At 37.5% G+C, this 24767-nt stretch carries 20 protein-coding genes; 10 read left to right on the forward strand and 10 right to left on the reverse strand.

Annotated elements, in window-relative coordinates:
* Window positions 1-3 precede the first annotated feature (3 nt).
* From thiS to thiC, 3 genes are read right to left on the reverse strand one after another with little or no spacing between them, the layout of a single operon-like run.
* Window positions 4-201 carry a sulfur carrier protein ThiS gene (gene thiS, locus ACFIK8_RS02900; RefSeq protein ID WP_012754917.1) on the reverse strand — a complete coding sequence of 66 codons (198 nt, stop codon included), beginning with the start codon at window positions 199-201 and terminating at the stop codon, window positions 4-6.
* A gap of 3 nt (window positions 202-204) precedes the next feature.
* Complete coding sequence (locus ACFIK8_RS02905; RefSeq protein ID WP_375668954.1) at window positions 205-1155, reverse strand: FAD-dependent oxidoreductase; 951 nt, start codon at window positions 1153-1155, stop codon at window positions 205-207.
* Window positions 1152-2987, reverse strand: coding sequence for a phosphomethylpyrimidine synthase ThiC (thiC, locus tag ACFIK8_RS02910; RefSeq protein WP_375635699.1), 1836 nt, complete (start codon window positions 2985-2987; stop codon window positions 1152-1154). The genes ACFIK8_RS02905 and thiC overlap by 4 nt, the downstream gene beginning before the upstream one ends.
* A gap of 1729 nt (window positions 2988-4716) precedes the next feature.
* On the opposite strand from thiC, the gene ACFIK8_RS02915 reads away from it, so the two are divergent.
* Window positions 4717-4887, forward strand: a complete 171-nt coding sequence (locus ACFIK8_RS02915) for a hypothetical protein (RefSeq protein WP_155914971.1) — start codon at window positions 4717-4719, stop codon at window positions 4885-4887.
* 781 nt (window positions 4888-5668) lie between these two features.
* Complete coding sequence (locus tag ACFIK8_RS02920) at window positions 5669-6643, forward strand: phage tail protein (protein WP_375635698.1); 975 nt, start codon at window positions 5669-5671, stop codon at window positions 6641-6643.
* Between the two features lie 218 nt (window positions 6644-6861).
* Here ACFIK8_RS02920 and ACFIK8_RS02925 read toward each other — a convergent pair whose 3' ends face one another.
* From ACFIK8_RS02925 to ACFIK8_RS02945, 5 genes are all read right to left on the reverse strand, one after another.
* A complete protein-coding gene (locus tag ACFIK8_RS02925) occupies window positions 6862-7695 on the reverse strand; it encodes a heme ABC transporter ATP-binding protein (protein ID WP_375635697.1) in 834 nt (277 codons plus the stop codon).
* A complete protein-coding gene (locus tag ACFIK8_RS02930) occupies window positions 7692-8789 on the reverse strand; it encodes a FecCD family ABC transporter permease (RefSeq protein ID WP_375668955.1) in 1098 nt (365 codons plus the stop codon). Before ACFIK8_RS02930 ends, ACFIK8_RS02925 begins: the two co-directional genes overlap by 4 nt.
* Window positions 8790-8794: 5 nt before the next feature.
* Entirely contained in the window at window positions 8795-9697 is a 903-nt protein-coding gene (locus ACFIK8_RS02935) for a hemin ABC transporter substrate-binding protein (RefSeq protein WP_273788426.1), read from the reverse strand.
* 18 nt (window positions 9698-9715) lie between these two features.
* Window positions 9716-10759: a hemin-degrading factor gene (locus tag ACFIK8_RS02940; protein ID WP_375635696.1), complete on the reverse strand. Its 1044-nt coding sequence runs from the start codon at window positions 10757-10759 to the stop codon at window positions 9716-9718.
* A gap of 271 nt (window positions 10760-11030) precedes the next feature.
* Window positions 11031-13211 carry a TonB-dependent hemoglobin/transferrin/lactoferrin family receptor gene (locus ACFIK8_RS02945; protein WP_375635695.1) on the reverse strand — a complete coding sequence of 727 codons (2181 nt, stop codon included), beginning with the start codon at window positions 13209-13211 and terminating at the stop codon, window positions 11031-11033.
* Window positions 13212-13457: 246 nt separating this feature from the next.
* On the opposite strand from ACFIK8_RS02945, the gene ACFIK8_RS02950 reads away from it, so the two are divergent.
* Window positions 13458-14228: an energy transducer TonB gene (locus ACFIK8_RS02950; protein WP_375635835.1), complete on the forward strand. Its 771-nt coding sequence runs from the start codon at window positions 13458-13460 to the stop codon at window positions 14226-14228.
* Between the two features lie 1010 nt (window positions 14229-15238).
* On the opposite strand, the gene ACFIK8_RS02955 is transcribed toward ACFIK8_RS02950, so the two are convergent.
* Window positions 15239-17329 carry a lytic transglycosylase domain-containing protein gene (locus ACFIK8_RS02955; protein WP_375655880.1) on the reverse strand — a complete coding sequence of 697 codons (2091 nt, stop codon included), beginning with the start codon at window positions 17327-17329 and terminating at the stop codon, window positions 15239-15241.
* A gap of 251 nt (window positions 17330-17580) precedes the next feature.
* On the opposite strand from ACFIK8_RS02955, the gene dapA reads away from it, so the two are divergent.
* Together dapA and smpB are read left to right on the forward strand one after the other, a co-directional pair.
* The gene (gene dapA, locus ACFIK8_RS02960) at window positions 17581-18465 is read left to right on the forward strand and encodes a 4-hydroxy-tetrahydrodipicolinate synthase (protein ID WP_375655878.1); all 885 of its coding nucleotides are present in this window, start codon (window positions 17581-17583) and stop codon (window positions 18463-18465) included.
* Between the two features lie 18 nt (window positions 18466-18483).
* Window positions 18484-18960 carry an SsrA-binding protein SmpB gene (gene smpB / locus ACFIK8_RS02965; RefSeq protein WP_375668956.1) on the forward strand — a complete coding sequence of 159 codons (477 nt, stop codon included), beginning with the start codon at window positions 18484-18486 and terminating at the stop codon, window positions 18958-18960.
* 49 nt (window positions 18961-19009) lie between these two features.
* Here the strand turns inward: smpB and ACFIK8_RS02970 are convergent, their stop codons facing one another.
* Window positions 19010-19690: a uracil-DNA glycosylase gene (locus ACFIK8_RS02970; protein WP_375635834.1), complete on the reverse strand. Its 681-nt coding sequence runs from the start codon at window positions 19688-19690 to the stop codon at window positions 19010-19012.
* A gap of 545 nt (window positions 19691-20235) precedes the next feature.
* Here ACFIK8_RS02970 and rpoZ point away from each other — a divergent pair.
* The 5 genes from rpoZ to acpS all read left to right on the forward strand — a co-directional run bounded on the left by rpoZ (window position 20236) and on the right by acpS (window position 24688).
* A complete protein-coding gene (rpoZ, locus tag ACFIK8_RS02975; protein ID WP_273791104.1) occupies window positions 20236-20634 on the forward strand; it encodes a DNA-directed RNA polymerase subunit omega in 399 nt (132 codons plus the stop codon).
* Between the two features lie 127 nt (window positions 20635-20761).
* Window positions 20762-22987, forward strand: coding sequence for a RelA/SpoT family protein (locus ACFIK8_RS02980; protein ID WP_375635692.1), 2226 nt, complete (start codon window positions 20762-20764; stop codon window positions 22985-22987).
* Between the two features lie 16 nt (window positions 22988-23003).
* Window positions 23004-23582: an orotate phosphoribosyltransferase gene (pyrE, locus tag ACFIK8_RS02985; RefSeq protein ID WP_375619471.1), complete on the forward strand. Its 579-nt coding sequence runs from the start codon at window positions 23004-23006 to the stop codon at window positions 23580-23582.
* A 93-nt stretch (window positions 23583-23675) separates the two neighbouring features.
* Window positions 23676-24290 (forward strand): DUF2062 domain-containing protein, encoded by a 615-nt coding sequence (locus ACFIK8_RS02990; RefSeq protein WP_375635691.1) that lies wholly within the window; start codon window positions 23676-23678, stop codon window positions 24288-24290.
* Window positions 24287-24688: a holo-ACP synthase gene (acpS, locus tag ACFIK8_RS02995; RefSeq protein ID WP_375635690.1), complete on the forward strand. Its 402-nt coding sequence runs from the start codon at window positions 24287-24289 to the stop codon at window positions 24686-24688. The genes ACFIK8_RS02990 and acpS overlap by 4 nt, the downstream gene beginning before the upstream one ends.
* Window positions 24689-24767: the final 79 nt, after the last annotated feature.

Consider the following 24767-nt stretch of genomic DNA (forward strand, 5'->3'; position numbering starts at 1 on the left):
ATTTTAGCCTCCTTGCATTGGGCTTAAAATTTCAATTTTATCTCCTTCATGCAAGACAAATTGGCTTCGTGCATCTATGGAAACAACTTCAGCGTTAACAGCGGTTGCAAGCCAATTTCCTTCATACCCCAATTCTTCAAGTAAGAGACCGAGAGTCATAACTTCTGTTTGGACTGTTTCACCATTAACAAATATTTGCATGCTTTATTCCAATGCCAATTTCATTGCTCGTTTTGCCATTTCTGGAGACAAAAGAAAACCATGTCTATAAAATCCATTAATAGAAATACAATTACCATCTTTATGCACAGAAGGGAAGTTATCAGGATAACATGGACGAACACCAACGCCAGATTCAATAATTTCTGCTTCAGCAAAAGCAGGATGTAAAGTATAAGCCGCGTTGAGCAGTTCCATCATTGATCTCACTGAGATTGCACCATCAAAGTTACTTTCAATCATTGTTGCACCAATCATAAAAATATTATCTTGTCGAGGTACAATATAGAGAGGAAACCGTGGATGAAGAAGACGAATTGGACGCAAAATTTTAATATCGGTGCAGCGCACGAGAAGCATTTCGCCGCGCACGCCCCGTATATTTTTATCTTTTCCTAAACGTGCTATTCCTGTTGCATCAATAACAATATCAAAATTTGTTTCAGCCGTCTCTACATCAACAAAACACGCTCCATTGTTGAGAAGCTTTTCTTTTAAAGCCATAAGTGCTTTGCGAGGATCAATATGGGCTTCATTTTCATAAAAGAGCGCACAGTTAAAACGTTCCGCAAGATCTGGTTCAAGATGAGCTATTTCTATATTATCTATGGTTTTGTGATTATGCGTGCGTCCAGAAAACCGTTCAAGCTCTCCTCTATCTCGTGTAGGTGCAACCACTAAAGTGCCTTTTTGTATGACAAGGTTGGGAAGCGTTTTACGCCACCACTGTATAGCTTGTATACCAAGATCTTCAACAATCTGTTCCGCATTTTCTTTCTCACAGTAAGGTGCGAGCATTCCTCCTGCATACCAACTAGCACTTCCTATAGGAGAATGAGGGGGAGCTGATATAGTAACAGAAACACCTTTTTGCTGTAACATAAAGGCAACCGTTAAGCCGCCTACACCTGCACCTTTGATAAGAATGTTCTTCAACTGTTTACTTTCTCTTTTTGAGGAGGAACAATTTCCATATAAAGGTCGCCATTTTTCTGATATTTCTCGGCCATGGCGATCATACCTTCCCCTTTTGTTTTTCTTATTGCTGCTGCCTCACGAATATCATGAGAAATACGCATAGAACAGAATTTTGGTCCACACATGGAACAAAAATGTACCAATTTATGGGCTTCTTTAGGCATTGTCTCATCATGAAAGGCACTGGCTGTTTCCGGATCAAGAGAAAGGTTGAATTGATCATGCCATCTAAAATCAAATCGTGCACGCGAAAGAGCATTATCGCGCAATTGTGCTCTAGGCAAACCTTTGGCAAGGTCAGCGGCATGAGCAGCAATTTTATAAGTGATCACACCAGTTTTTACGTCATTCCTATCGGGGAGTCCTAGGTGTTCTTTAGGTGTTACATAACACAACATAGCTGTTCCAAACCATCCAATCATAGCGGCACCAATTGCTGATGTAATATGATCATAACCAGGAGCAATGTCGGTTGTAAGAGGTCCCAAAGTATAAAAAGGCGCCTCGTGACAGAGATCTAATTGTTGCTCCATATTTTCTTTAATTTTGTGCATTGGGACATGCCCAGGACCTTCAATCATAACCTGTACATCTTTTTCCCAAGCAATTTTTGTCAATTCTCCCAAAGTTTTAAGCTCTGCAAATTGGGCTTCATCATTGGCATCGGCAATAGAGCCAGGGCGCAATCCATCCCCCAAGGAAAGAGAGATGTCATACGTGCGTGCAATATCACAAATTTCATCAAAATGTTCATAAAGAAAACTTTCTTTGTGATGATGCAAGCACCATTTTGCCATAATAGAACCACCTCGTGAAACAATACCTGTTACCCGATCAACGGTTAAAGGGATAAAAGGTAATCTTAATCCCGCATGAATGGTAAAATAATCAACACCTTGCTCTGCTTGTTCAATAAGGGTATCACGGAAAATATCCCATGTTAAGTTTTCGGCAATACCCTGTACTTTTTCGAGTGCTTGATAAAGTGGAACAGTCCCAATGGGAACAGGGGCATTTCGAATAATCCACTCACGAATATTATGAATATTTCGACCTGTTGAGAGATCCATAACTGTATCTGCTCCCCAGCGAATGGCCCAAACCATTTTATCAACTTCTTCTTCCATAGATGAAGTCACTGCTGAATTGCCAATATTGGCATTAATTTTAACACGAAAATTACGCCCAATAATCATGGGTTCGCACTCTGGATGATTAATGTTTTGTGGAATAATGGCGCGTCCACAAGCAATTTCATTGCGAACAAATTCGGCAGTATAAATTTCTGGTATTGATCCAGAAAATGTTTCATTTGATGGTACATTCTGCCGTTCTTTTACTGCTAATCCTTCATTTTCTCGTATAGCCACATATTCCATTTCCGCTGTAATAATGCCTGCGCGCGCATAAGCCATTTGTGTAATTGCTTTGCCATTTTTTGCTCGTAAAATGGGACGTTTTTGTTTAAATGTTGGTGTAAGGTTTTTATCAGAAGCCAATCCATTATCTTCAGGTTTTACTAATCGTGCAGGATAAGTTTCAGTATCATCCCGCTTAGAGAGCCAAGGCAAGCTAATTGCTGGCAAGCCTTTTGTAATATCAATGATCATATCTTTATCTGTGTAGGGGCCAGAAGTATCGTAAACGTTTAAAGGTTTCTCACCACTGCCATCAGTCAGTGAAATTTCACGCAATGGTACGCGCACATCAGAAAAGATAGGACTTTGTTGATAAATTTTGCGTGAAGCGGGAAAGGGGCTACAACTAATTGATGGAGTATTTTTCTGCACAAACTTTTTCCTTATAGACACAGAGTTCAAAAATAGGTTACGATGTTAATGGGGATGTATTCAAATTATCAATCACGAGTATTCGGATGAATAGGAATAGTATTGCTTTATAGCAAAGCAAACCCAATAAAGATCAAGAAAATTTATTTTGAAAAATTGATACAATATCTATTCTCATATTTGCATGCCTCCTCCCACTTAAAGTATTTTTGCTAATACGAATATGGTTGGCTTAAATATCTATATTGTCAATCATAAAAATATATTTAAACGATTTTGGTGTGTTTTTTAAGAGTGAAAATAGATATTATGAAGTGATAAACTGTGATATTGAAGCTTTTATAAACAAGAATAAAGTTAAAAACGGATTATCAAGGAAAAAGTAGATAGTTTATAGCTCTGATTGAGATTTTTTCATATTAAAATAATAACTCAGAATACTATAAGATTCTCTCATCATACATCTTTTCATATAAAATCACTTCCTTGCACGTCATAAGTGGGAGCATATGGGGCAAAATACTTGAAGAAAGGAAGCCAAAAGTCATTCATGAACATTCTCAGATGCGAGGACTATCGCAATGTGGGGGCCAACAAAATGTATGATGGGTTCCAGCTTGTATCTTCAAAAGCTTAAAGATGATGATCTGTAATAGCTTATCATTGTATCATTGACGTGCGCTGTCGTAAAATGAACGGAGTATATTTTAAGCAATATTTCTTTAATAAAGTGCGTGATATGCAATATCATTATATTTTGTGTGGGGCATTCTATTTTTCATGAGGGGATGTTCCCATTAAGAGTGCGATAAACAAAAGCGTGAAACAATACCTAATCTTTATTATTAAAAATAATATTGCCTTGAATGTTTTAAAAATCGTAAAGCGGAATTAAAAAATGATGATGAAAATGAACAAAGGCTTTTCATCTTGAAATTTCATCAACACTTTTAAAGAGTTGGAAGAGAGAGGAAAGAAAAAGGATGTATCTCAGCATAAAGTACTACGTAAATTCATTAATTAGTTTGCAATAGAAATGCGCACAAAGCGCTGTGTTTTAGCTTAAGACGAGGCAAAAATTCATTTTCTGAGACATAAAGCTCTTTGTTTTCAAGGTAAAGTTATTCAATAGTCATGTGATATCATGCAACAATATTACAGATAAAAAATCATTAATTATATACAAAAAGCTTTCTAATTATAACGAAGTGCTCTTATTATTATAATAGAACAAGAGAAAAATTGAGTAAATTTTCATCAAAAAAATTTTTAAACACTAAAATAGGTAATAAATAAAACAAACGCAAACAAAGAATTATTATGATAATGATTAACAAAGCCAAAAACTAATTTTGGAATAAGTAGGGAATTATGAGGAGGAGTAACCAAATTCCCACTAATATTGCTATTATTAGCAATGTTACAATTGGTAGCCATATAAAAGCTGCAGCTATACAGGAAAAGATGATTGGTATACTCCAGAGATAGACAAATGTGTTAACAAGAGACTCATAGGTAAATTCGTTAGTAAGTTCTTTATCTACACTATTATAGCATTCTATAATCGCTTTGCATTGTCCCACTAATACCATAAAACTGGTTATGAACATTATGAAAGATATAAAAAACAGTTTATCTTTTAGATCTTGTAAAAAAATCATTTTTAAGTAGTGCACTTATACTAAATAATGAGGTAAACGCCGGAAAGAATAGAGAAGAGCACCAATAATTGCAAGATGTTGTTGAGAATGATTTATTATTCTTGCAAAAAAAATATACATATAATAATATATATAGAGATATGCTAAGTGCGGGAGGGGAGAATTTGATTACGGGGCGTTTAAAAAACAAGGGTATTGTTCATAAAAATTGGGGGAGGGTGCTAGGTTATGTTTTTTAATATTTTCCGGATTGGATACAACCTTCAGATTTGGTGAGGGTGTGTGGTGTTTCTTTAGTATTTCAAAGTATTTCATTTCCAGTTCAATGAAAGTGTGAAGAAATGTCCATATTGAATATATTTTCTATGGTGCATTTAGATTAGACAAAAGCTTGTTCAAAAAAACATTGGTGCTGACCTTGTAATACAATTTCAGGAATAAATTGAATAAAATATAACAAAGCATCTGCATGTGAATAAAAACATAATGAAGCATGCAACGAAGTTGAAGCTAACTTTTAAAATTTTAATACAAGTGATAGCCAAAAGATAGAGTTTTTTTGTTTTAAAATATCGACGCGATAGATTTAAACTATTGAAAAAAAATAAAAAAAGATAATGTTTAAATCAGAAACTTTCTATGTGGATGATAAGTTATTACATTCGATAATGGTTGTATGAAATCCATAATAAGGAAAATTTTGAACAGTATTTATAAATTTTGCAACAAGATGCAAGCTTTAAAAAATAATTATATAACAACAGCAAAGCAACAAAACAAGATATTAAGTAACATCAGATGAGGTGTTACATTACACATTAGAAGAGAAAACATTAATACTAATGTTATGAAAAGCATCTGGTGAATTTAGGTTATTAAATTGTAAGGAGTGAAGAGAGGTAAAATGCGTAAATACGGATGGTGCAGTGATTATGATGTACCAATCAACAGCGGCAGCACATTTTAGTGCACAGAACGAGAATTTGTTAAAAAAACTATGAAAATAATGGGGGATTTATAATGTCTAATATTTACGATTGGTCTCTAAAGGCTGATGAAAATGCTTATTCAGATAGTATCATTAATTGGGCAGAAGGTCAGCCGCCTAGTTCTGTTAATGATAGTGCACGGGCGATGATGCAGCGCGTGCGTGAATATCTTGCAGATAATGGTGGATCTATTAATTCAAGCTTTATAGTAAATGTGGAAGATAAAACAACATTAATTACCTTAAAGACAGTTTCGCCTATAAAGAAATACAACAATGATATCGTCATACGTTTTAAAGCTTGTGGTGTAAATATTGGCGCGACAAAAATAACTGTTAATAATATAGGAGAAAAGCTTATCTATAAAGCAACTGATGTGGGGGTTATACCATTAGAAGGTGGAGAACTTCAAACAGATGGCATTTATGAAATGGTATACAATAATGGTGTTTTAATAAAAGAGCATGAGGGGTGGTACTTATTAAATCCTACACCACCAAAGATAGAAAGTTTTCCCTCTGGATTCATTGCAACATTTGCTATGCAAAATGTGCCAAATGGTTGGCTTTTGTGTGATGGTAAGGCCTATAAGCGTGAAGATTATCCGCAGTTATTCAACGCAATAGGTGATAAATGGGGAAAAGACAGCAATAAAACTTTTAAAGTTCCTGATTTTAGAGGCATGTTTTTACGCGGCTTTGATAATGGTCGGGGTTTAGATGGTGGTAGAAAATTTGCAGATGAACAACAAGATAGCATAAAATCGCATACGCATATTGGGAGTATTGAAAATGCAGGCGAGCATGCGCATAATTTTGAGTATCAAGGGGTAGGATGGCCAGTTGGTGATATTGGGAGACTACCGAATCATTATACTTATAATGCGACCCTGAAAGGGAGAACAGGTTCTGCTGGTGCACATACACACAAGGTAACTCTTTCCCATACGGGTGAGGCAGAAACGCGCCCTGTTAATGCAACCGTTGTCTATGCTATAAAATCATGAGTATGTTTGAGTAATAATAATTCATCCACCCTGATAATTTTGTTAACGCAGAGCAATTCCGCGTTATTTTCTAGCGTATGAAGAGGAAATCTATACTGTTAATATGATACTTGAGAGAGTCGAAAAAAACAATTTTTTAAAATGACAGATGACAAAAAAAACTCATATAAAAATAAAAAAATTCTTGAATATTTGCATGTTTTATTTTTCTATGGACTTTAGTTTTTAGATTGAAACCGATAGCTTAGAGATTTAATTTCATAGGAGGATGCCGTTTGAGGGAGTATAAAAGGGATATCTTCTTTAGGTAATTCAGAAACGTTTAAAGAACAATGATAAACATCGCGGAGATTTTGTGTTGTTAAAACGTTAGTTGCATTTCCTTCGCAATAAACCTCTCCTTCCTTGAGCAAAATCATGTTATCTGCATAATGTGCTGCGAGATTGAGGTCATGAAGAACAGCAAGAACGCCGCCACCAGAATGGGCGAAATTTTTGGCAATATCCATAACGATGATTTGATGTTGAATATCGAGGCTAGCAATAGGTTCATCTAATATCATCCAGCGAGGAATTCCATTATGAACAGGTTTCCAGATTTGGCAAAGTACACGGGCAAGTTGTACTCTAGCTTGTTCTCCGCCTGATAATTGGTGATAATATAGGTTGCCATAATCAGCAAGGTCAACGCACTCTAAAGCTTTTTGGATAAGATTTTGCACTTCGGCTTTGGTAATGGTAAATTGGTTTACAGAAAGGCCAAGCCCTACAACTTCATGGACTAAGAATGGAAATACGAGCGTTGTTGATTGTGGTAGTATAGCGCGCATTTTGGCCATTTCATGAGTTTTTGTTTGGCATACATTATAACCATTTAAGGTTATTTTTCCACTGTAAGGAATTTCACCACTCAGAGCTTTGATAAAAGTACTTTTTCCTGATCCATTAGGACCAATAATAATGGTAAAAGCACCACTTTTAGCTTGAAGATTAATGTGTTTAAGAATCTGCTTCTTTCCGCGCTGAACACAAATATTTGTCGCTTCAATCATGAAAAGTCTGTTCTTCGTTTGCATATAAGGATCCATAGAAAGAAAGGTGCACCAAAAAGTGCTGTTACAATTCCAATTGGCAATTCTGCGGGGGCAACAATTAAGCGTGCAAACGTATCAGCAAAAATAAGTAATGCTGCTCCCAAGAGAGCAGAGCAAGGAATGAGATAGCGATGATCAGGACCAATGAGTTGACGTAAAATATGAGGAACAATAATACCAATAAAACCAATACCACCACTGACAGCAACAGCACTACCACACATAAGAGCAACAAGGGGAATAGCAATATTTTTAACGCGTTGAATATGGAAACCAATATGGCCAGCAACAGCTTCTCCAAGAGCAAGGGCATTAAGTGCTCGTGATAAAAAGGGAGAGAAAAGAAGACCAATAACGATGAAAGGGAGAACGAGCCATACTTTCAACCACGTAGCGCCCGCAAGAGAGCCAAGACTCCAAAAAGTGATATCACGGAGTTGTTGGTCATTTGCGATAAAAATCAATGTTCCAACAACTGCACTGCTTAATGCACCAAGAGCAATACCAGCAAGCAGCATGGTTGCAATAGAGGTAAAACTATTATGCGTTGCTATTATGTAGAGAATAATCGTTGATAAAAGTCCACCAAAAAAAGCACCTATGATAACTTTGTAAGGCTCTAGAAAAGGTGCAAATGAAATAGGAAAAGCAATACCGACAACAATTGCTAAGACTGCTCCAAGTCCAGCACCTGCTGATACACCTATAATTCCAGGATCTGCAAGAGGATTACGGAAAAGCCCTTGCATAAGAACACCGGAGACAGCTAAAGCTGCTCCAATCAACAATCCAAAGATAACACGGGGAAGCCTTATGTCGATAAGCACGAGGTAATCACGCGTTTTACTACTTACTGAAAAATCTTGTGTAAGCATTACATGGAGGAGATCAACGAAAGAAACCTTTGCGGCACCATTCAAGAGCCCACCAAAAATACTGAAGATAAGGAATATTATTAAGCTTAATAATAAAATCTTCCCCTGCTTTGAACGGTTTATTTTTTTACCTTCTTTTGCTTCAGGTAAATGCATCATGGATGTACCGTCTACCATTTTTATCAGCTCTTACCGTTTTGATTTGCACCATAAAGTATCTCAATAAGCTCTCTTGATGCGTCTGCAGTGCGTGGACCAAATCCTAAAAAATACATAGCATCCATCTGTTTTATGGCATGATTTTTTGCTGCTGTTGTTGCTTGAACTGCCGGTATGGCTAAAATCTTATCAATGCTGGTTGATCTTGCACCATGTTTTACAAGTAAGATAACATCAGGATCTGATTTCAATAACGCTTCGCCATTGAGAAGTTTATATCCTTTATAATCGGTGATAGCATTGATAGCACCTGAAAGTTTTATCATACTATCAGCTGCAGTACCTGTTCCAGATGCCATGACGCGTCCATTTTGCACAGAGAAAACAAAAAGAACACGCTTTGGTGTTGTTACTTTCGCCAAAAGCGCATCGTTTTCTAAAAAATTACGCTTCAATTTTTCAATTAACGCAGCCGCTTGCACTTCTCGATGAATAGCTTGGCCAACGAGGCGAATCTTTTCGATCACATTTTCACGGGAGTAGTCTTCTGGTATGATCACCAGAGGTATTGATGTTTTTTTGAGAATATCAATTGTTGAAGCGGGACCGCTTCCTTCAACAAGTAATATGCCCTCTGGGGCAAGTGATAAAACACCCTCCGGTGAAAGAGCACGCATATATCCAAGCACAGGAAGCTTGAGCGCTTCTTGTGGGTAGACGCTTGTACTATCACGGGCGACAAGTTGATCTTGGGCTCCCAATGCATAGACAATTTCTGTAAGTGCTCCGCCGATAGAAACAATTCGAGCATTTTCAGGAAAACGGGTTGTAGGTTCAGCAATCACTTGTTTAGAAAAACAGGTAAGAGAGAGCAGTAAACATATAAGGAAAAGGTTTGATAACCTATGCAAAAGAGATATGAACATGTCTGACCTTACCTTATCTTAGTTACTGCTGTTTTCTTGACACGATGGTAAACCATTCAATAAAGAGCGCCAATCGTCACGTTCTTTTTGGCCCTCCTTGCGTACGCCAAAGAATTGAATAATCATCTCATCATCTTTATCGAAAACTTCAAGTGAGTTGACATACCCATCAATTGTAGGTTTGCGAACACGCCATACCTTCTTGATTCCAGAAACGAGTAAATGGAGGTGAAATTTCTGATCGAGAACATTAAGCCAAGGTCCCATTTGCTTAATGTTCTTTACTTGTCCAGTGAAAATTTGGATACATCCTTTATTTCCAACAAAACACATAATTGGTAACTCTTCTCGTACAACTTGTTTGAGCATCATCTCAACAGCTTCTATTTTTAACTCATCGGCAAATTCATTTCCGGCATGTTTTACAGCATTATGTCGATTAATTTTCAGTTCAGAAATAATTCCATGAAGTTGATGCACATCAGTCATCTGTCGCCAACGATCTCGGAACTTTTCAACATCTAACTTTGCCGTATCACATTGTACTGGAGTAGGAGCGGGAGAAATATCAAGTGCGGATGATTGATCGTCATGAAGCAACTTTTCAACAAGTGCAGCCCATTCTTCCATATTTGTTGCGTCTTGAGAATAGAGTTTGAAAATAGCAATGCCATATTGATCAAAAAATTGCAGACTTTTCATAGGTGTTCCGAGAATAGTCACGTCATGCTCGAAACCAAACTTCCACTGTTTTGAAAAAATACGCAAGTCAATTTCACCGAGTGTTATCGGAATATGCTGACTTTGAACAATCTTCTCAAAACATCCTGTTATTTCATGGACAGCATTTTCATTCCGTGTTAATGCCATGACTATTCCAAGTTTAGGAGCATTTTCCAAGAGAGTAGCGACATCAGCGCGTAGTTTTTTTGCTTTTCCAATTGTACAATAAGCCGCAATGAGTTCTGCTTCGGATATACCAATAGAGTCCGCAAAATCGCGGCTACGCATCTCTTTTTTTTCTTCACGCAAGCGAATAATCATTTCGGCTGTGTATGACATAGGCTTATCCTTATGTTACCTGTTTAAAGGTTAATTGTTTAATTTTTCAAATCAAAGAAAGTGAGTTGAACCACTATCAACTAATGGTTCAACTCACCACCAAACAAGCCCTTATTTTATCAACAATAGAACAATAAAAAACAATAAATTACAAAGAGTTAAAGCGCAAACCTCAAAATTTGTTGTTCAAAGAACAATAAGAATAGAAACGCAACAATTTATTCTTTATCGATATAACCTTTTTCATTGATCTAATGGTTAACAAAAGTGACTAAAATTTTTGCACGAACGAAACTTTAAAGTTGCGACCAGGCTGACTATAATAATCCTTCGGCGTTGAGCTTTCACCGGAAGGAAGATCTGATACATTCCAATATTTTTGATTGAACAGATTATAAACACCAGCCCTTATAACAGGACCCTTTTCACCAAAGGGCTTCAACCAACCTGACACATCAATAATATTATAACCTGGAATTTTTTGATAGTCCGATTCCTTAGCAACTTTATCACGTTTGGCAGATGAGGTAAGCACGACGTCTGCTCCCCAGATTTCTTTTGCATATCCGATCCCAGCAATCACTTTTAAAGCTGGAATTGAGTTAAGATATTCATCTTTATCAAGATCCTTTCCTTGCGAATAGGTAAGAGAAAAATTGCTATGGAATCCATCATTAAGAGCCAAATGTATTTTTGCTTCAGCACCATAAATACGCACATTCGCACGATTTGTATAATGGCGACGTCCCAATCGGTATTCCTCTGATGGCCCTATATCCACAGTATCTATGAAGTCCTTGTATTGATTGAAAAAGGCACTGAGTGAACCACCGAAATTTCCATTTCCATACCTTATGCCAACATCATACCCATTGCTCGTTTCTGCTTTTAAATCAGGGTTGCCCTTCGAGTAATAAGCAGGGGGTTTCATATAAGAGACGTAAAGTTCTGCAACACGTGGTGCACGAAAAGCCTGTGCCCATTGAGCATAAAGTGTTACTTGATCACGAACATCCCACTCCATACGTAATTTGGGAGAAAAACGTGAACCATTTCTTTCTGGAGGAAATTTGTCAGAAAGCAGAGCTTTCTCATAAGAAGACGTTTTCTGAGGGATATACTTATACCAATCATAACGAATTCCAGGTGTTATACGGAAATGGTTATCAGCAAAGCCAATTTCATCTTCAAAAACAAAACCCAAATTATAGCCATTTGTATCTGGTGAATCTGACCGATTAGCGGGTACAAAGAGGCACCCCCGTGCATTTTCCGGCAAGTGACAATTATCTTTCCCGAACAAATAATGATGAAACTTAGATGACAAGACGTTAGCGGTAATCTTTAACGTATGATCTACAGTGCCAATATGAATTTTCTTGAGAGCATCAGCATTGAAACCATAATTGGTATTACGCAAAAAATTATCTCTCAAAAAATCCCCTTTGGGCGCCCGAACACGAAATGAAGTCGTAATATCATGACTTGACTGTCTTTGCCAATAAATCTGTCCACGAAACGCATCAAAAATAGCATCTTCATTGCCGTTATAGTCATAAGAAAGAGAAAGGCGTTCACGGAGTTTGTCGCTCTTATCATAAACGGAACCACGGGCATAAGATCTTTCAGAAGCATTCAATAAATGTGTATCAATATTGTGACCAAAACGCTCTGCTGTAAAACCAAGCCGGTGATTGTCATCAAGGTATTGGTGAATTTTAAAGAGCAAATTATTTTGGTCAAAATGAGCAGGGTTTTTACGTGTGCGCTCTTCATAGCCTTCTAGAGTTCCCATATTTTTGCGCTCATGACCTTCCGCATAAGAACCTTGGAAAAGCAAAAACGTTTGTTGAGCACGCATTGCAACAGCTTGATCTACGTGCCAACTATTATCAACAGAATGATAACCACCTCTTATAAGACCACCCCAATTTTTTCCTTCTGTGATAAGATCTTCAGGATCAAGGGTACGCAACGCAACAACTCCTCCTAGTGCACCAGAGCCATAAAGACTAGAATCCGATCCCTGAATAACATCAAGTGTGGAAAGCGCACTAAAGTCAAACATTGTGTTACCACTGTTCTCACGCAATATATCATTGAACCATGGAAGAACAATACCATCCATTGTTGTGAGAACACGGTTTGCTTCTAAACCACGCATGACAAAACTGTTATTGCTTGGGTTATACCCCACGGTTGGATAAAGACGACTAATATCATAGGCATCAGTTATTTGTTTCTCACGAATATCCTTCGCGGTTTTCCGATCTGTCAAAATAGTGACCGAATCCAAGGCCGTTCCTATTTTTTTCTCTTTAATAACAATTGGCTTGAGTTCAGTGATAGAACCTCCATCTTTATTTTGTGCCAAAACAAATGAAGGCATACAGACCGATAATGCACTTAAAATCACACAGCTTCTATAGATATTTTTTCGTCTTATTTGCATAACACATCACAACCCTTTTAAACGTCCCCTCTCTGTTTTGAAATTTTATTTACATACAAAAAAAGCTGGACCCGCTGATTAAAACTTGCCAGCCAAGTAGAAATGATTTTGACAACAACACAAAACCACTAGAAAACCATATTAAACATGACAAAATCAGTCAAGAAAAAAGTTGCAATTTCAAAATAGCCTGTTTTAATGAGATTGGACACCAATACTAAGCTTAAAATAGTGGCAGAAGAAACGATGAATTTTGCAAATACGAAGCAATTATTAACTCTTTGGATTGGTGCATTTATTGGAGCTTTCTTTTTGCATGTATTATTGGGAGCGCAGTTTTATTTTCAAAGTACGGGTGTAAGTAATGGCTTGCTCTCTTCGGAGATTATGCTGACTTTTGTGCAAGAAACTATCTATCCGGATGTTGATACAGACTTGTCAGATATTCATACAGAGTCGGATATTAATACAGAGCCAAAAGTATTACAGTCTGATCTTTTAGAGAAGGAGTCAGAGGAATTGGAATCCGTGGATGAAGTTCAATCGGAAGAACCTCAGCATATGATAGAACAAGATGACTTAAAGTCTTTGGAAGAACCGCTTCCTCAAAAAGTGGAGCATAAAGCGTTTATCAAAAAAACAATACCGATGACAAAGGCTGTAGTAAAGCGCTCTAATGCAAAGGCGGTACGTTCTTCTTCCACCAACAAGGGCGTCGGTACGGCAGGGCTTGAAGATATGTTGTTAATGGAGTGGTTAGCAAAGGTACAGTCACAATTAGAAAGGCAAAAAAATTATATTGTGGGACAGCGTACCAGTCGTGCAAAAGGAACGGTGAAGTTAGAATTTATGGTGCATGAGCAAGGAAGTATTTTTTCTAGTCGTGTGGCAGTCTCTGCTGGTAATCCGGAACTTGATCGATTAGCGATGGCGGCACTTCAACGCGTTGGTTCTTTTCCACCACCACCACTATCAAAAGTGAATAAAATAATCAGAGTATCCCTGATATTTAGCTGATTTTTTATATAGGGCGCTTATTCTTATAATATATTGATTTATAATAATTATTTATAATTTTAACAAAAGTTAAAATATAGTTCGTTCGATTTTTTTGACGTTGTATCAATCAAAACCATTCGCTTACTTATGACACAAGTTGAGGGGGAGCATGGATATAAAACTTCTAAAAAGCAGTGAATATATTTCTTATGAATGCTCTAAATGAAAGGGCTGTTACAACATTGGGAGTTAAGGGATGATAGAGCTATAGCTTTTATTCAGTAAAGGTTAATCGTGTCTCATCGATTTTTATACCATTCGTGAGAGGATTTTCGTAAATACTTTTCAGATACACCGTTGTGAAATGGCCTTAGAAACATTAAAATAAAACAAGAATATAAATAAGAAAAACATACTATTTTGAGATGCTCTGTTTTGTGTGAAGGATGTGAGCTTATATGTAAAAATGGGGGAAAAAAGCAAAGCTTTATCTTCATCATTAAAAGATATTGACATATTTAAAAGTCGTAAACCCGAATGAAAAGGGAAGGGGTAGAAGAGAATTGTTTGTCTTTAAAGCTTTCTAACTCAATGAGTCTGTCTTTCTGTTATTAGAGATAATCCAAACGATATACATAATAACGTACTCTTATTTGGTATAGAAATGTTATAAGCAGAACAAAATAGTCTTAAAATATGCTGTTGTACAAGATTTGAATATTGACACTAATAAGCAACAGTAAAAAAATGACCTATTTGTAATCATCTATGATATTGTCGTTTATGTTGAGAAGAAATGAACTATTTGTACAACATGTTGATTTATAATGATAATTTATCATTTTGTGTTTGAAATAAAAGATCTGAATAGCGTAGGGTTTTCTCATTTCGAATTTATTGATACTGAATCAATTAAAATTACTTGCTTATATATATCATAAGCAGGTTGGTATGTGGGTATTATTTAAAAAGGAATAAAAACACTTCTTATGAACACTTTCAAATACTATTTGGGAAGTTAAGGCATATCATTTCCGTCGACCAGAAAGCAGGTCGGTTTTTATATCTATTTTCCCAGTGAGTCTTGCTTTGTAGACACCATAATTTTCCATGACACGCATCACGTAATTACGTGTTTCTGTATAAGGAATACGCTCAATCCAATCAATGACGTTATCGAGAGATTGTCCTCGAGGATCGCCATAACGTTTTATCCATTCATTGACTCGACGGGGACCCGCATTATAGCCAATAAGAGTTAGTATATAGGATCCATTAAAACGTTCCAATTGTTCATTGAGAAAATGGGCACCTAATGTTGCATTATAATGAGCATCACTGCTAAATTTTTTAGGAGACCATGCGATTGAGTATTTTTTTGCCAATGCTTTTGCTGTTGTAGGAAGCAATTGGAGTATACCTTGTGCGCCTGCTTTTGATATGGCTGTTGGATTAAATTCGCTTTCTTGGCGTGCAATGGCATAGATAAGCGATTTTTCTTCTACAGAAATATTAGTAGAAGCTGGTATAGCTCCCAGAGGATGAGAGAGTGCACCGACATTTTTTCCCTGAAAGACAGCCATTTTTCCAATTTTGAGGCTGGTATAATAGTCTCCATTTTTTTCTGCCATAACAGCCAGAAGGGCTAATTCGCCGGGGCTTTCTATTTTTTTTCCGAGCTCTCTATAAAAAATTTTAGCAAAATCAGCATAGCCGGCTGCTTCAAGACGTTGAATTGCTTTGATCGCTTTTCGTGCACTAAAATGTTGTCGCTCAGCGGTTGTTGGTTTGGGAAAGGAAACTTTAAGCTTTTTTTGGTTGAGTCGTGCAGCGGCTAATTGACCATAGTAAGTTGCACCAAAATGAGCTGCGCGATGAAAGTATTGCTGGGCATTTTTATGTTCTTCTAGCGTTTCTGCTGTTCGTCCCATCCAGTAATATCCACGTGATGCAGAAAAAGGTAAAGAAGAGAGTTGAGGAATACGTGAAAAATGCTGCATTGCCAATTTAGGGTTATGAAGAAACCGTAGTGCGTACCATCCTGCATGAAACTCAGCATCGATAGCTAATGCAGATGTTATACCAGTGTGCATTGCAACGAGTTGATAAGCAATTTTGGGTTTGTTTAAATCGAGCATTTCACGAGAAAGGGCGCGTTGTTCTTTCCACAATGAATGAGGGTTCATAAGGCGGAATGCATCTTTTGATGTTTTCATCATGAGTGCTGCGGCTGCATTATATTGCTCTGTTCGTCGAAGATGGCGTATTCGAGCAAACTGAAAAAGAGGATCTTTTTGCCATGATCTCTCTACAGCTTTTAATTTTTGTGTAGCTCTAGGGTCATTTTTTTCAACGGCCACAAAAGCATCAAAAAGAGATTGAGCATGGGCTAATTTTGCAACGCGTGCTGCTGAATCAAAACGATATGCATACAGCATAAATTGCATGCGTTTCAAATGATCAATGGGTTTTAATGCAACGCTTGCATTTTTAAGAACAAATATTTCTTCTTTTGCATTAAGCTGTGTTTTATGCCACCATGGCGCAATAACGTGTCGAGCACGAGTGGTTTGTCCCGTTGCAATAAGTGCTTTAGCGAAGAGAGCCATTCCTTGCGCTGTTTGGGGCGGGTGATGAGAAAATTTTTGGATGATTGCGCGTGTGAGGTTGGTTTCGTTAAGAAAAGCACGTTCAGCATTGCGTTGCATCGTTTCTATACCGGGCCATCCTTTTAGCATGTTGATTGCATTAAATATTTCAGAACTTGGTATATTAGCTTTGTTTGATATCCCCAGCGCCCATGTCAAAATATGACGATCAAGGCTATGTTTTTCCATTGAATTACGAAGATTTATTGTTTTTGCAATATTGTTGTTTGCTAGTGTATCTAGCCCAGCTTTCAGTTGCTGAAGTGTAGCAGTATTGTGTGATGTCGTGTGTATCTGTGGAAGAGGCTCTTGAGCTCCTTTTTCGGGAAAGAGAGTAGGGCGCACCAAAGGGATTGGCGCTTTCCCGTGCAAAAGAGGTGTTTGCGCGGATGCACTTGAAAATAAAATTCTTATTGCCAGTATAAGTGCAGTAAAGGTTGATACGAAAAGAGAGGTGGAAAATACACGCATAGAGAAAAGACCTTGAGACCTTGCTTTTTGTAAAAACTTAAGGATTTATAGAACACAAGCATGAAAAACGCGTTAATATAGACGGTTTATTTTAAACAAATGTCCAACATTTAAGGAGGGACATTTTCATCTTATGAGGGCTTTTTTTGAAATTCATCTTGCTTCAATGATAGAGCAAGATTATGCTCTATTTAAAATTTATAAAAGGCGATTATTAAAAAAATAAAAGCGAATATTATAGGGAGTTTATCATGCTCAAGGGAGCTATAACTGCGCTTATTACACCGTTTGATAATAAGGGCGAAATTGATGAGAAGGCGTTTTGTGATTTTATTGAATGGCAGATCACACAAGGGATTAACGGTGTAAGCCCAGTTGGGACAACCGGTGAATCAGCAACGTTAAGTCATGAAGAACATAAGCGGATTATAGAATTGTGTGTTGAGCAGGTCGCAAAGCGTGTTCCTGTTGTTGCTGGAGCGGGATCAAATAGCACAAGTGAGGCTGTAGAGCTTGCACAATACGCGCAAAAAGCTGGTGCAGATGCAGTTTTGGTTGTCACTCCCTATTATAATAGACCAAATCAATCTGGTTTATACAAACATTTTTCTTCCATTGCCAAAGCTGTTTCTATTCCGATTATAATTTATAATATTCCTGGTCGTTCTGTTATCGATATGGCTGTGGAAACGATGAAAGACCTTTATCAAGATTTTAAAAATATCATTGGTGTAAAAGATGCAACGAGCAGAATTGAACGCGTTAGTGAACAACGTGAAAAGTGTGGGAAGGATTTTGTACAGCTTTCCGGTGATGATTGTACAGCGTTAGGTTTTAATGCACATGGAGGTATGGGGTGTATTTCAGTTTCCTCCAATGTTGCTCCAAAGCTGTGTGCAGAGCTTCAAGCTGCTTGTTTTCGTGGTGATTATAAAACAGCACGAGAATTAAATGATCGCTTGATGCCTCTTAATCGTGCTGTGTTTATTGAGCCTAGTCCAGCGGGTATTAAATATGCTGCTGCAAAATTAGGATTTTGTGGTGATACTGTGCGTTCTCCGATTGTTCCATTAACAGAAAGAACAAAGAAGATTATTGATGTAGCCCTCAGTCATGCTGGTATTTTAAAAGCATAAAATGATATTGACAAAGCCATGAATAAAAAAAAGAACGCGCCCGTACGGAAAATAATTGCTGACAATCGTAAAGCACGTTTTAATTTTGAAATCCTTAATAATCTCGAGGCCGGTCTTGTCCTTCAGGGAGCGGAAGTAAAGTCCTTACGTTCTAATCATGCCAATATTGCTGAAAGCTATGCGAGTTTTGAGAATGGGGAATTATGGTTAGTAAACAGCTATATTCCTGAATATACGCAGGCTAATCGTTTTAATCATGAACCGCGACGTTTGCGCAAGTTATTACTTTCAAAACGTGAGATGGCACGTTTTTTTAATGCAACGTCTCGTGAAGGAATGACACTTGTTCCTCTTAAACTTTATTTTAATGAACGAGGGCGCGTTAAGTTGGAGATTGCTCTAGCGCGGGGAAAAAAGCTTCATGATAAGCGCGAAACGGAAAAAAAACGCGATTGGGGACGTGAAAAAGCAAGACTTTTAAAAAGATATGAATGACGGATGCGATTTAGATATCCTTTATTTATAGCGCTGGTTTAAAACAGTTTTAGCATTGATCTAAGTATGTTTTTGCTGCTTGAAAAATTTGGTGAAACATGGCGTCTGTCAAGCGTCCAGTATTTGTATTATAACGAGAACAGTGATAGCTCGAAAAGATGCGTAATCTGCCGATGTTATGAATTTCGCCGTGTCCAAAAGGGTGAGCTAAAACTTTTGCATTAAGGGCACGTATCGTTGAATGGTGCGCAATGGTGCCTAAGGTAATAACGGCTTTAAGTTTGGGAAGATTTGTTAAAAGAGGTGAGAAGAAATAGCGGCACGTGTTAATTTCTGCACCGGTGGGTTTATTTTCTGGGGGAACACAACGAACAGAGTTGACGATTGCTGCATCAATCAGCTCAAGAGTATCGTCTGCTCTTTCTTCAAAGGTTCCTTGGGCAAAACCAAATTTTTTTAAAGTTGAATAAAGTAAGTGCCCAGCATAATCACCAGTGAATGGACGTCCAGTTCGATTTGCTCCGCGTAATCCAGGAGCAAGCCCAACAATAAGAAGGCGCGTTGTGTCTGCTCCTTTATAAGGAAAGAAGGGGCGCACCGGTGCGTTATACCAACTTGGTTCTTTGATACGCCAGTCAGCGATAAACTGATGGAGCCTAGGACATAAATTGCAATTTTGGGGTGGTTCTGGGCAAAGCGATGTTAATTGGCTATTCGTGGTGTTAGGCATCAATCGTTTTTTCTATTTTTTTGAGTCTTTTATAGCGTATATGACGGGTTATGTTTTGATAAACAATCTATAATGAATATAAATAAAGTTTAATATAAACTTATTGCTAATTATTATGTACAGAGAGGTAATCTTTCAGTAATTTATTTGATGAATAAGAGTACAATACACATGATGTTCAAAGAAAAAAAGTTCTCTCTTTAAATAAAGATATTATCATAAAAAGTATGCATAAGGCTGTCGTTATTGCAAAGGATTTTAAACAGCTGGTGTTCCTTTTAAAAGGATGAAGACTCCAGACAAGTATTTTGTCAAGAAAGACCTCCCCTTGTTTGAAGCCAATCTATTGGAATGCTTTTAAGAGCAGCTTTGATAACGAGCATGGATAGGTTATACATTTTTATAAATTTTCCAAGAATTTTCTTAAATAAGTTCTTTAATCAAAAAATATAAAAGTTTGTGTTGTTTTTCTTGTGTTTTATTTTGATTATTGTATATACTCCTCTATCCGCTATTAAATTTTTTTATTTGAGAAAGAGGCATAAATGGCCCGCGTAACGGTAGAAGATTGTATTGATAAAGTTGACAACCGCTTTGAATTGGTACTTTTAGCAGGTCATCGGGCGCGTCAGATTTCACAAGGAGCGCAGATTACGGTTGATCGTGATAATGATAAAAATCCAGTTGTTGCTTTGCGTGAAATAGCAGAAGAAACATTGTCGCCTGCTGATTTAAAGGAAGACCTTATTCATTCGCTGCAAAAGCATGTGGAAGTAGATGAGCCAGAAATGGCAAGTGAATTTATTACCCATTCAGGTGAAGCTGAAAGTGTTTTTAATACGTCGTCGCAAGAAGAAGGTACTTCATTTGATCATATGTCAGAGGAAGAGCTTTTAGCGGGTATTGAAGGTTTGGTTGTTCCAGAAAAAAGTGACGATTATTAATTGCGGCATTTTATATTACAGGAGTAAAGATACCTTGTCTGTAAGGAGCCGTTATTTTTCTTGTCTTTTATTGATAAGACGTGTTCAATAAGGATTAGGGGTGTGAAAAGATAAAGGATATGCTCGTATGATGCGTCAGTGTGAGCTTGTTGGACGTGTTCAACGTTACAAGTCTGACGTAGATGAGGCTCTTTTAAACAGGGCCTATGATTATGCAATGAGAAAGCATGCACATCAAAAGCGTGCTTCAGGTGATCTTTATTTTTCTCATCCTTTAGAAGTTGCTGCTATTTTGACAGATATGCGGTTGGATGAGGCGACGATTGCTGTTGCTCTTTTGCATGATACAATTGAAGATACAAGCGCTACACGAGCAGAAATTGATCAGCTTTTTGGTTCTGAAATTGGGAAGTTGGTTGAAGGACTTACAAAGCTTAATAAGCTTGATCTTGTATCAAAGAAAGCCGTACAGGCAGAAAATCTTCGTAAGCTTCTTATTGCCATCTCTGATGATGTTCGTGTTCTTTTAGTCAAACTTGCTGATCGTCTTCATAATATGCGCACCCTTGGTGTTATGCGTGATGATAAACGTCGGCGAATTGCTGAGGAGACGATGGATATTTATGCGCCGCTTGCTGGTCGTATGGGTATGCAAGATATGCGCGAGGAATTAGAGGATCTTTCTTTCTTTTATTTAAATCCAGAAGGTTATCGTACGATTACCAATCGTCTTTCTGAGTTATCAAAACGCAATCGTGATTTGCTTTCCACAATTGAAAACGAGTTGACAAAACTTTTTTTCGAGCATGGCATTAAAGCGAATGTTAAAAGCCGTCAGAAAAAATCGTATTCCGTCTTTCGCAAAATGGAAAGCAAGGCGCTTTCTTTTGAACAATTATCCGATATTTTTGGATTTCGTGTGATTGTTGAAACAGTGCATGATTGTTATCGCGCTCTTGGTGTCATTCATACGACGTGGCCAATGGTTCCTGGTCGTTTTAAAGATTATATTTCTATACCAAAGCAGAATGATTATCGTTCCATTCATACAACGATTGTGGGACCATCGCGACAACGTGTTGAATTGCAGATTAGAACTGCTGCTATGGATGAAATTGCTGAATATGGCGTTGCGGCACATTCCATTTATAAAGAGCAAGGTTCTAATTATTCGGCTTCGAGGTTATCAAATGAAACAAATGCGTATGCATGGTTGCGTCAAACGATACAATCTTTGTCAGATGGAGATAATCCGGAAGAATTTTTAGAACACACAAAGCTTGAGCTTTTTCAAGATCAAGTTTTTTGTTTTACGCCGAAAGGTCGATTAATTGCTTTTCCTAAAGGAGCTACGCCTATTGATTTTGCTTATGCCGTCCATACAGACATCGGTGATTCTTGTGTGGGTGTGAAAATCAATGGTCGTATTATGCCTTTAATGACCAAATTAAAAAATGGTGATGAAGTTGATATTATTCGTTCACATGCTCAAATTCCGCCAGCTGCATGGGAATTTCTTGTTGTCACAGGTAAAGCACGTTCAGCTATTCGACGAGCAAGTCGTGCCGCGGTACGTAAACAATATTCGGGTTTAGGATATCGTATTCTCGAGCGTTCATTTGAATATATGGGAAAACAATTTTCAAAAGACGTTTTGAAGAAAGTTTTGCCACGTTTAGCACGTAAAGATGTAGAGGATGTATTGGCTGCTGTTGGGCGTGGAGAGCTGTTTTCCGCTGATGTGATTAAAGCGGTTTATCCTGATTATCAAGATCACCGTGTGGTACAAAAGTCATCTTTTAAGCCTGGGGAAGAAGGTTGGTTTAATATTGAGAATGCTCAAGGTATGATTTTTAAAGTTCCAGAAAATGAAAAAAATGCAATGGTCGAGAATCATCAATCTAAAGCATTGCCTATTAGAGGAACCCGTGGAGATATACCCGTACGTTTTTCACCGGAAGGAGCAGTACCTGGAGATCGGATTGTTGGTATTATGCAGCCCGGAGCTGGGATCGTTATTTATCCAATACAGTCTTCAGCTTTGATGGCATATGATGATCAGCCAGAACGATGGATTGATGTCCGCTGGGATATTGATGCCCAAATGAATGAACGTTTTCCTGCACGGATAAATATTTTGGTTGTAAATAGTCCTGGCTCTTTGGCTGAAATTACACAAATAATTTCTGCTAACGATGCCAATATCCAAAATTTATCTTTTATCCGTACAGCACCGGATTTTACAGAAATTATGATTGATTTGGAAGTGTGGGATTTAAAACATTTGAATCGTATTTTTTCTCAGTTAAAAGAGGCAGGTTCAGTAAGTACAGTACGGCGGGTTCATGGATAAAAAGAAAGATTTTGCAATGAATACACAAGATGTCATTGATATTTTTAAACAAGCAGATGCTATTCTAGAAGGGCATTTTATTTTAACATCGGGGCGCCATAGTGCGACTTATATGCAAAAAGCGAAAGTATTCATGCATGCTGACTTGACGGAAAAGTTATGTCGTGGATTGGCTGAAAAAATCAAAAAATCTATCGAGGGAAAAATTGATTATGTTGTTGGTCCCGCAATTGGCGGCCTTATTCCTTCCTATGAAACTTCACGTCACCTTGGTGTTCCTTCTCTTTGGGTAGAGCGTGTAAATGGCATCTTTGAATTGCGTCGTTTTGAAATCAAGAAGGGTGCACGGGTTGTTATTGTCGAAGATATTGTGACAACGGGTCTTTCCATTCGTGAGACTATTGAGGCGCTTGTTGCAGCAGGAGCAGAGGTATTGGCCAGTGCATGTATCCTTGATCGTTCTGGTGGTAAGGTCAATGTTGGAGTTCCATTGATTGCGCTTGCTGAATATGAGATAACCTCTTATACTAGTGATGCACTTCCTGCAGAGCTTTCTGTTCTTCCAGCGATTAAACCAGGCAGTCGAAATATTTAATTGTCGTTCTATTTTTTTTGTGCAAAAGCTTAAAAAGATTAATTTGGATGATATAAATTATTTCATCATCAAAAGATGTATATTGAGAGTCATATGCTTTTTCGTAGTCGAGAACCAATAGATTTTGTAACGCGTATTCGACTTTGGTTATGGCCACGTCGTTCATTTTCTCGCTCATTTTGCTACATACATAAACGTATTTTGCGTATATCAGCAACACCGCATGAAGTAGCATTAGGGGTTGCTGTTGGCATTTTTTTAGCTTGTTCCCCTTTCTTTGGGTTGCATATTATTTTGGCAATATTTTTTTCTTGGCTTTTGCGTGCAAACTTTGCTGCCGCAATCATTGGGACGATTTTTTCTAATCCACTCACATTTTTATTGATTGTCATGGCTGATTATAAAGTAGGGTATTTTTGTTTATCACTTTTTAGCGATGTCAAAGAGATTTCTCTTTCGCAAATTCGTGCTCTATTTAATGGTTTGACATTGTCAAATCTCTCTCTCCTCTTTAAAGGCGCATGGGACACAATTATGAGTCCTATGATTTTAGGTGGAACTCTTTTAGGTATTGTTTTTGGTGGTTTATCTTATATAGGTGTTTACAGAGCAACGGTTCGTTTTAAACAAAAGCGATATCAAAAGATTATAAAAAAAAGGCGTTTAAAGAAGCGTTCATCGGAAGAAAGATCGGGTAATACCGTATGATTGTTGGTCTTGGAAATGATCTGGTTGATATACGACGTATTGAGAAAATGTTGGTTCGCTATGGTGAGCGTTTTACCCAACGTATTTTTACGGATATTGAAAGGAATAGATCCGAAAATCTCAAAAAAAGCTCCTCTTCCTATGCAAAAAGATTTGCTGCTAAAGAAGCATGCGCTAAAGCCTTAGGAACGGGAATCGCTTGTGGTATCAATTGGAAAGACATGGGGGTCGTTAATTTGCCATCTGGTAAACCAATAATGCAATTAACAAATCGTGCGCAAGTGCAACTTCAAAAGTTATTACCTCCTCATCATGATGCAGTTATTCATCTTAGCATAACAGATGATTTTCCTTGGGCACAGGCATTTATTATTATCGAAGCACTTCCACGTGGATAGATGGTGTGAGAGATTGTGCTTTTGTTATTTGAATATTATGATGAAAAAAATTATATCTGTGATGAGAAGGCAGTTGGTG

It is taken from the genome of Bartonella sp. MR168JLCBS (assembly GCF_042194175.1).

Excerpts from the sequence above, each read along its gene's own strand:
- smpB (WP_375668956.1), top strand. The coding sequence starts at position 18,484 with ATGAATAAAAAAAAGAACGCGCCCGTACGGAAAATAATTGCTGACAAT.
- ACFIK8_RS02945 (WP_375635695.1), bottom strand. The coding sequence starts at position 13,211 with ATGCAAATAAGACGAAAAAATATCTATAGAAGCTGTGTGATTTTAAGT.
- ACFIK8_RS02990 (WP_375635691.1), top strand. The coding sequence starts at position 23,676 with ATGCTTTTTCGTAGTCGAGAACCAATAGATTTTGTAACGCGTATTCGA.
- ACFIK8_RS02940 (WP_375635696.1), bottom strand. The coding sequence starts at position 10,759 with ATGTCATACACAGCCGAAATGATTATTCGCTTGCGTGAAGAAAAAAAA.
- acpS (WP_375635690.1), top strand. The coding sequence starts at position 24,287 with ATGATTGTTGGTCTTGGAAATGATCTGGTTGATATACGACGTATTGAG.
- ACFIK8_RS02930 (WP_375668955.1), bottom strand. The coding sequence starts at position 8,789 with ATGGTAGACGGTACATCCATGATGCATTTACCTGAAGCAAAAGAAGGT.
- dapA (WP_375655878.1), top strand. The coding sequence starts at position 17,581 with ATGCTCAAGGGAGCTATAACTGCGCTTATTACACCGTTTGATAATAAG.
- thiS (WP_012754917.1), bottom strand. The coding sequence starts at position 201 with ATGCAAATATTTGTTAATGGTGAAACAGTCCAAACAGAAGTTATGACT.
- ACFIK8_RS02935 (WP_273788426.1), bottom strand. The coding sequence starts at position 9,697 with ATGTTCATATCTCTTTTGCATAGGTTATCAAACCTTTTCCTTATATGT.
- ACFIK8_RS02950 (WP_375635835.1), top strand. The coding sequence starts at position 13,458 with ATGAATTTTGCAAATACGAAGCAATTATTAACTCTTTGGATTGGTGCA.
- ACFIK8_RS02920 (WP_375635698.1), top strand. The coding sequence starts at position 5,669 with ATGTCTAATATTTACGATTGGTCTCTAAAGGCTGATGAAAATGCTTAT.
- ACFIK8_RS02980 (WP_375635692.1), top strand. The coding sequence starts at position 20,762 with ATGATGCGTCAGTGTGAGCTTGTTGGACGTGTTCAACGTTACAAGTCT.
- ACFIK8_RS02925 (WP_375635697.1), bottom strand. The coding sequence starts at position 7,695 with ATGATTGAAGCGACAAATATTTGTGTTCAGCGCGGAAAGAAGCAGATT.
- ACFIK8_RS02970 (WP_375635834.1), bottom strand. The coding sequence starts at position 19,690 with ATGCCTAACACCACGAATAGCCAATTAACATCGCTTTGCCCAGAACCA.
- rpoZ (WP_273791104.1), top strand. The coding sequence starts at position 20,236 with ATGGCCCGCGTAACGGTAGAAGATTGTATTGATAAAGTTGACAACCGC.
- ACFIK8_RS02955 (WP_375655880.1), bottom strand. The coding sequence starts at position 17,329 with ATGCGTGTATTTTCCACCTCTCTTTTCGTATCAACCTTTACTGCACTT.
- pyrE (WP_375619471.1), top strand. The coding sequence starts at position 23,004 with ATGAATACACAAGATGTCATTGATATTTTTAAACAAGCAGATGCTATT.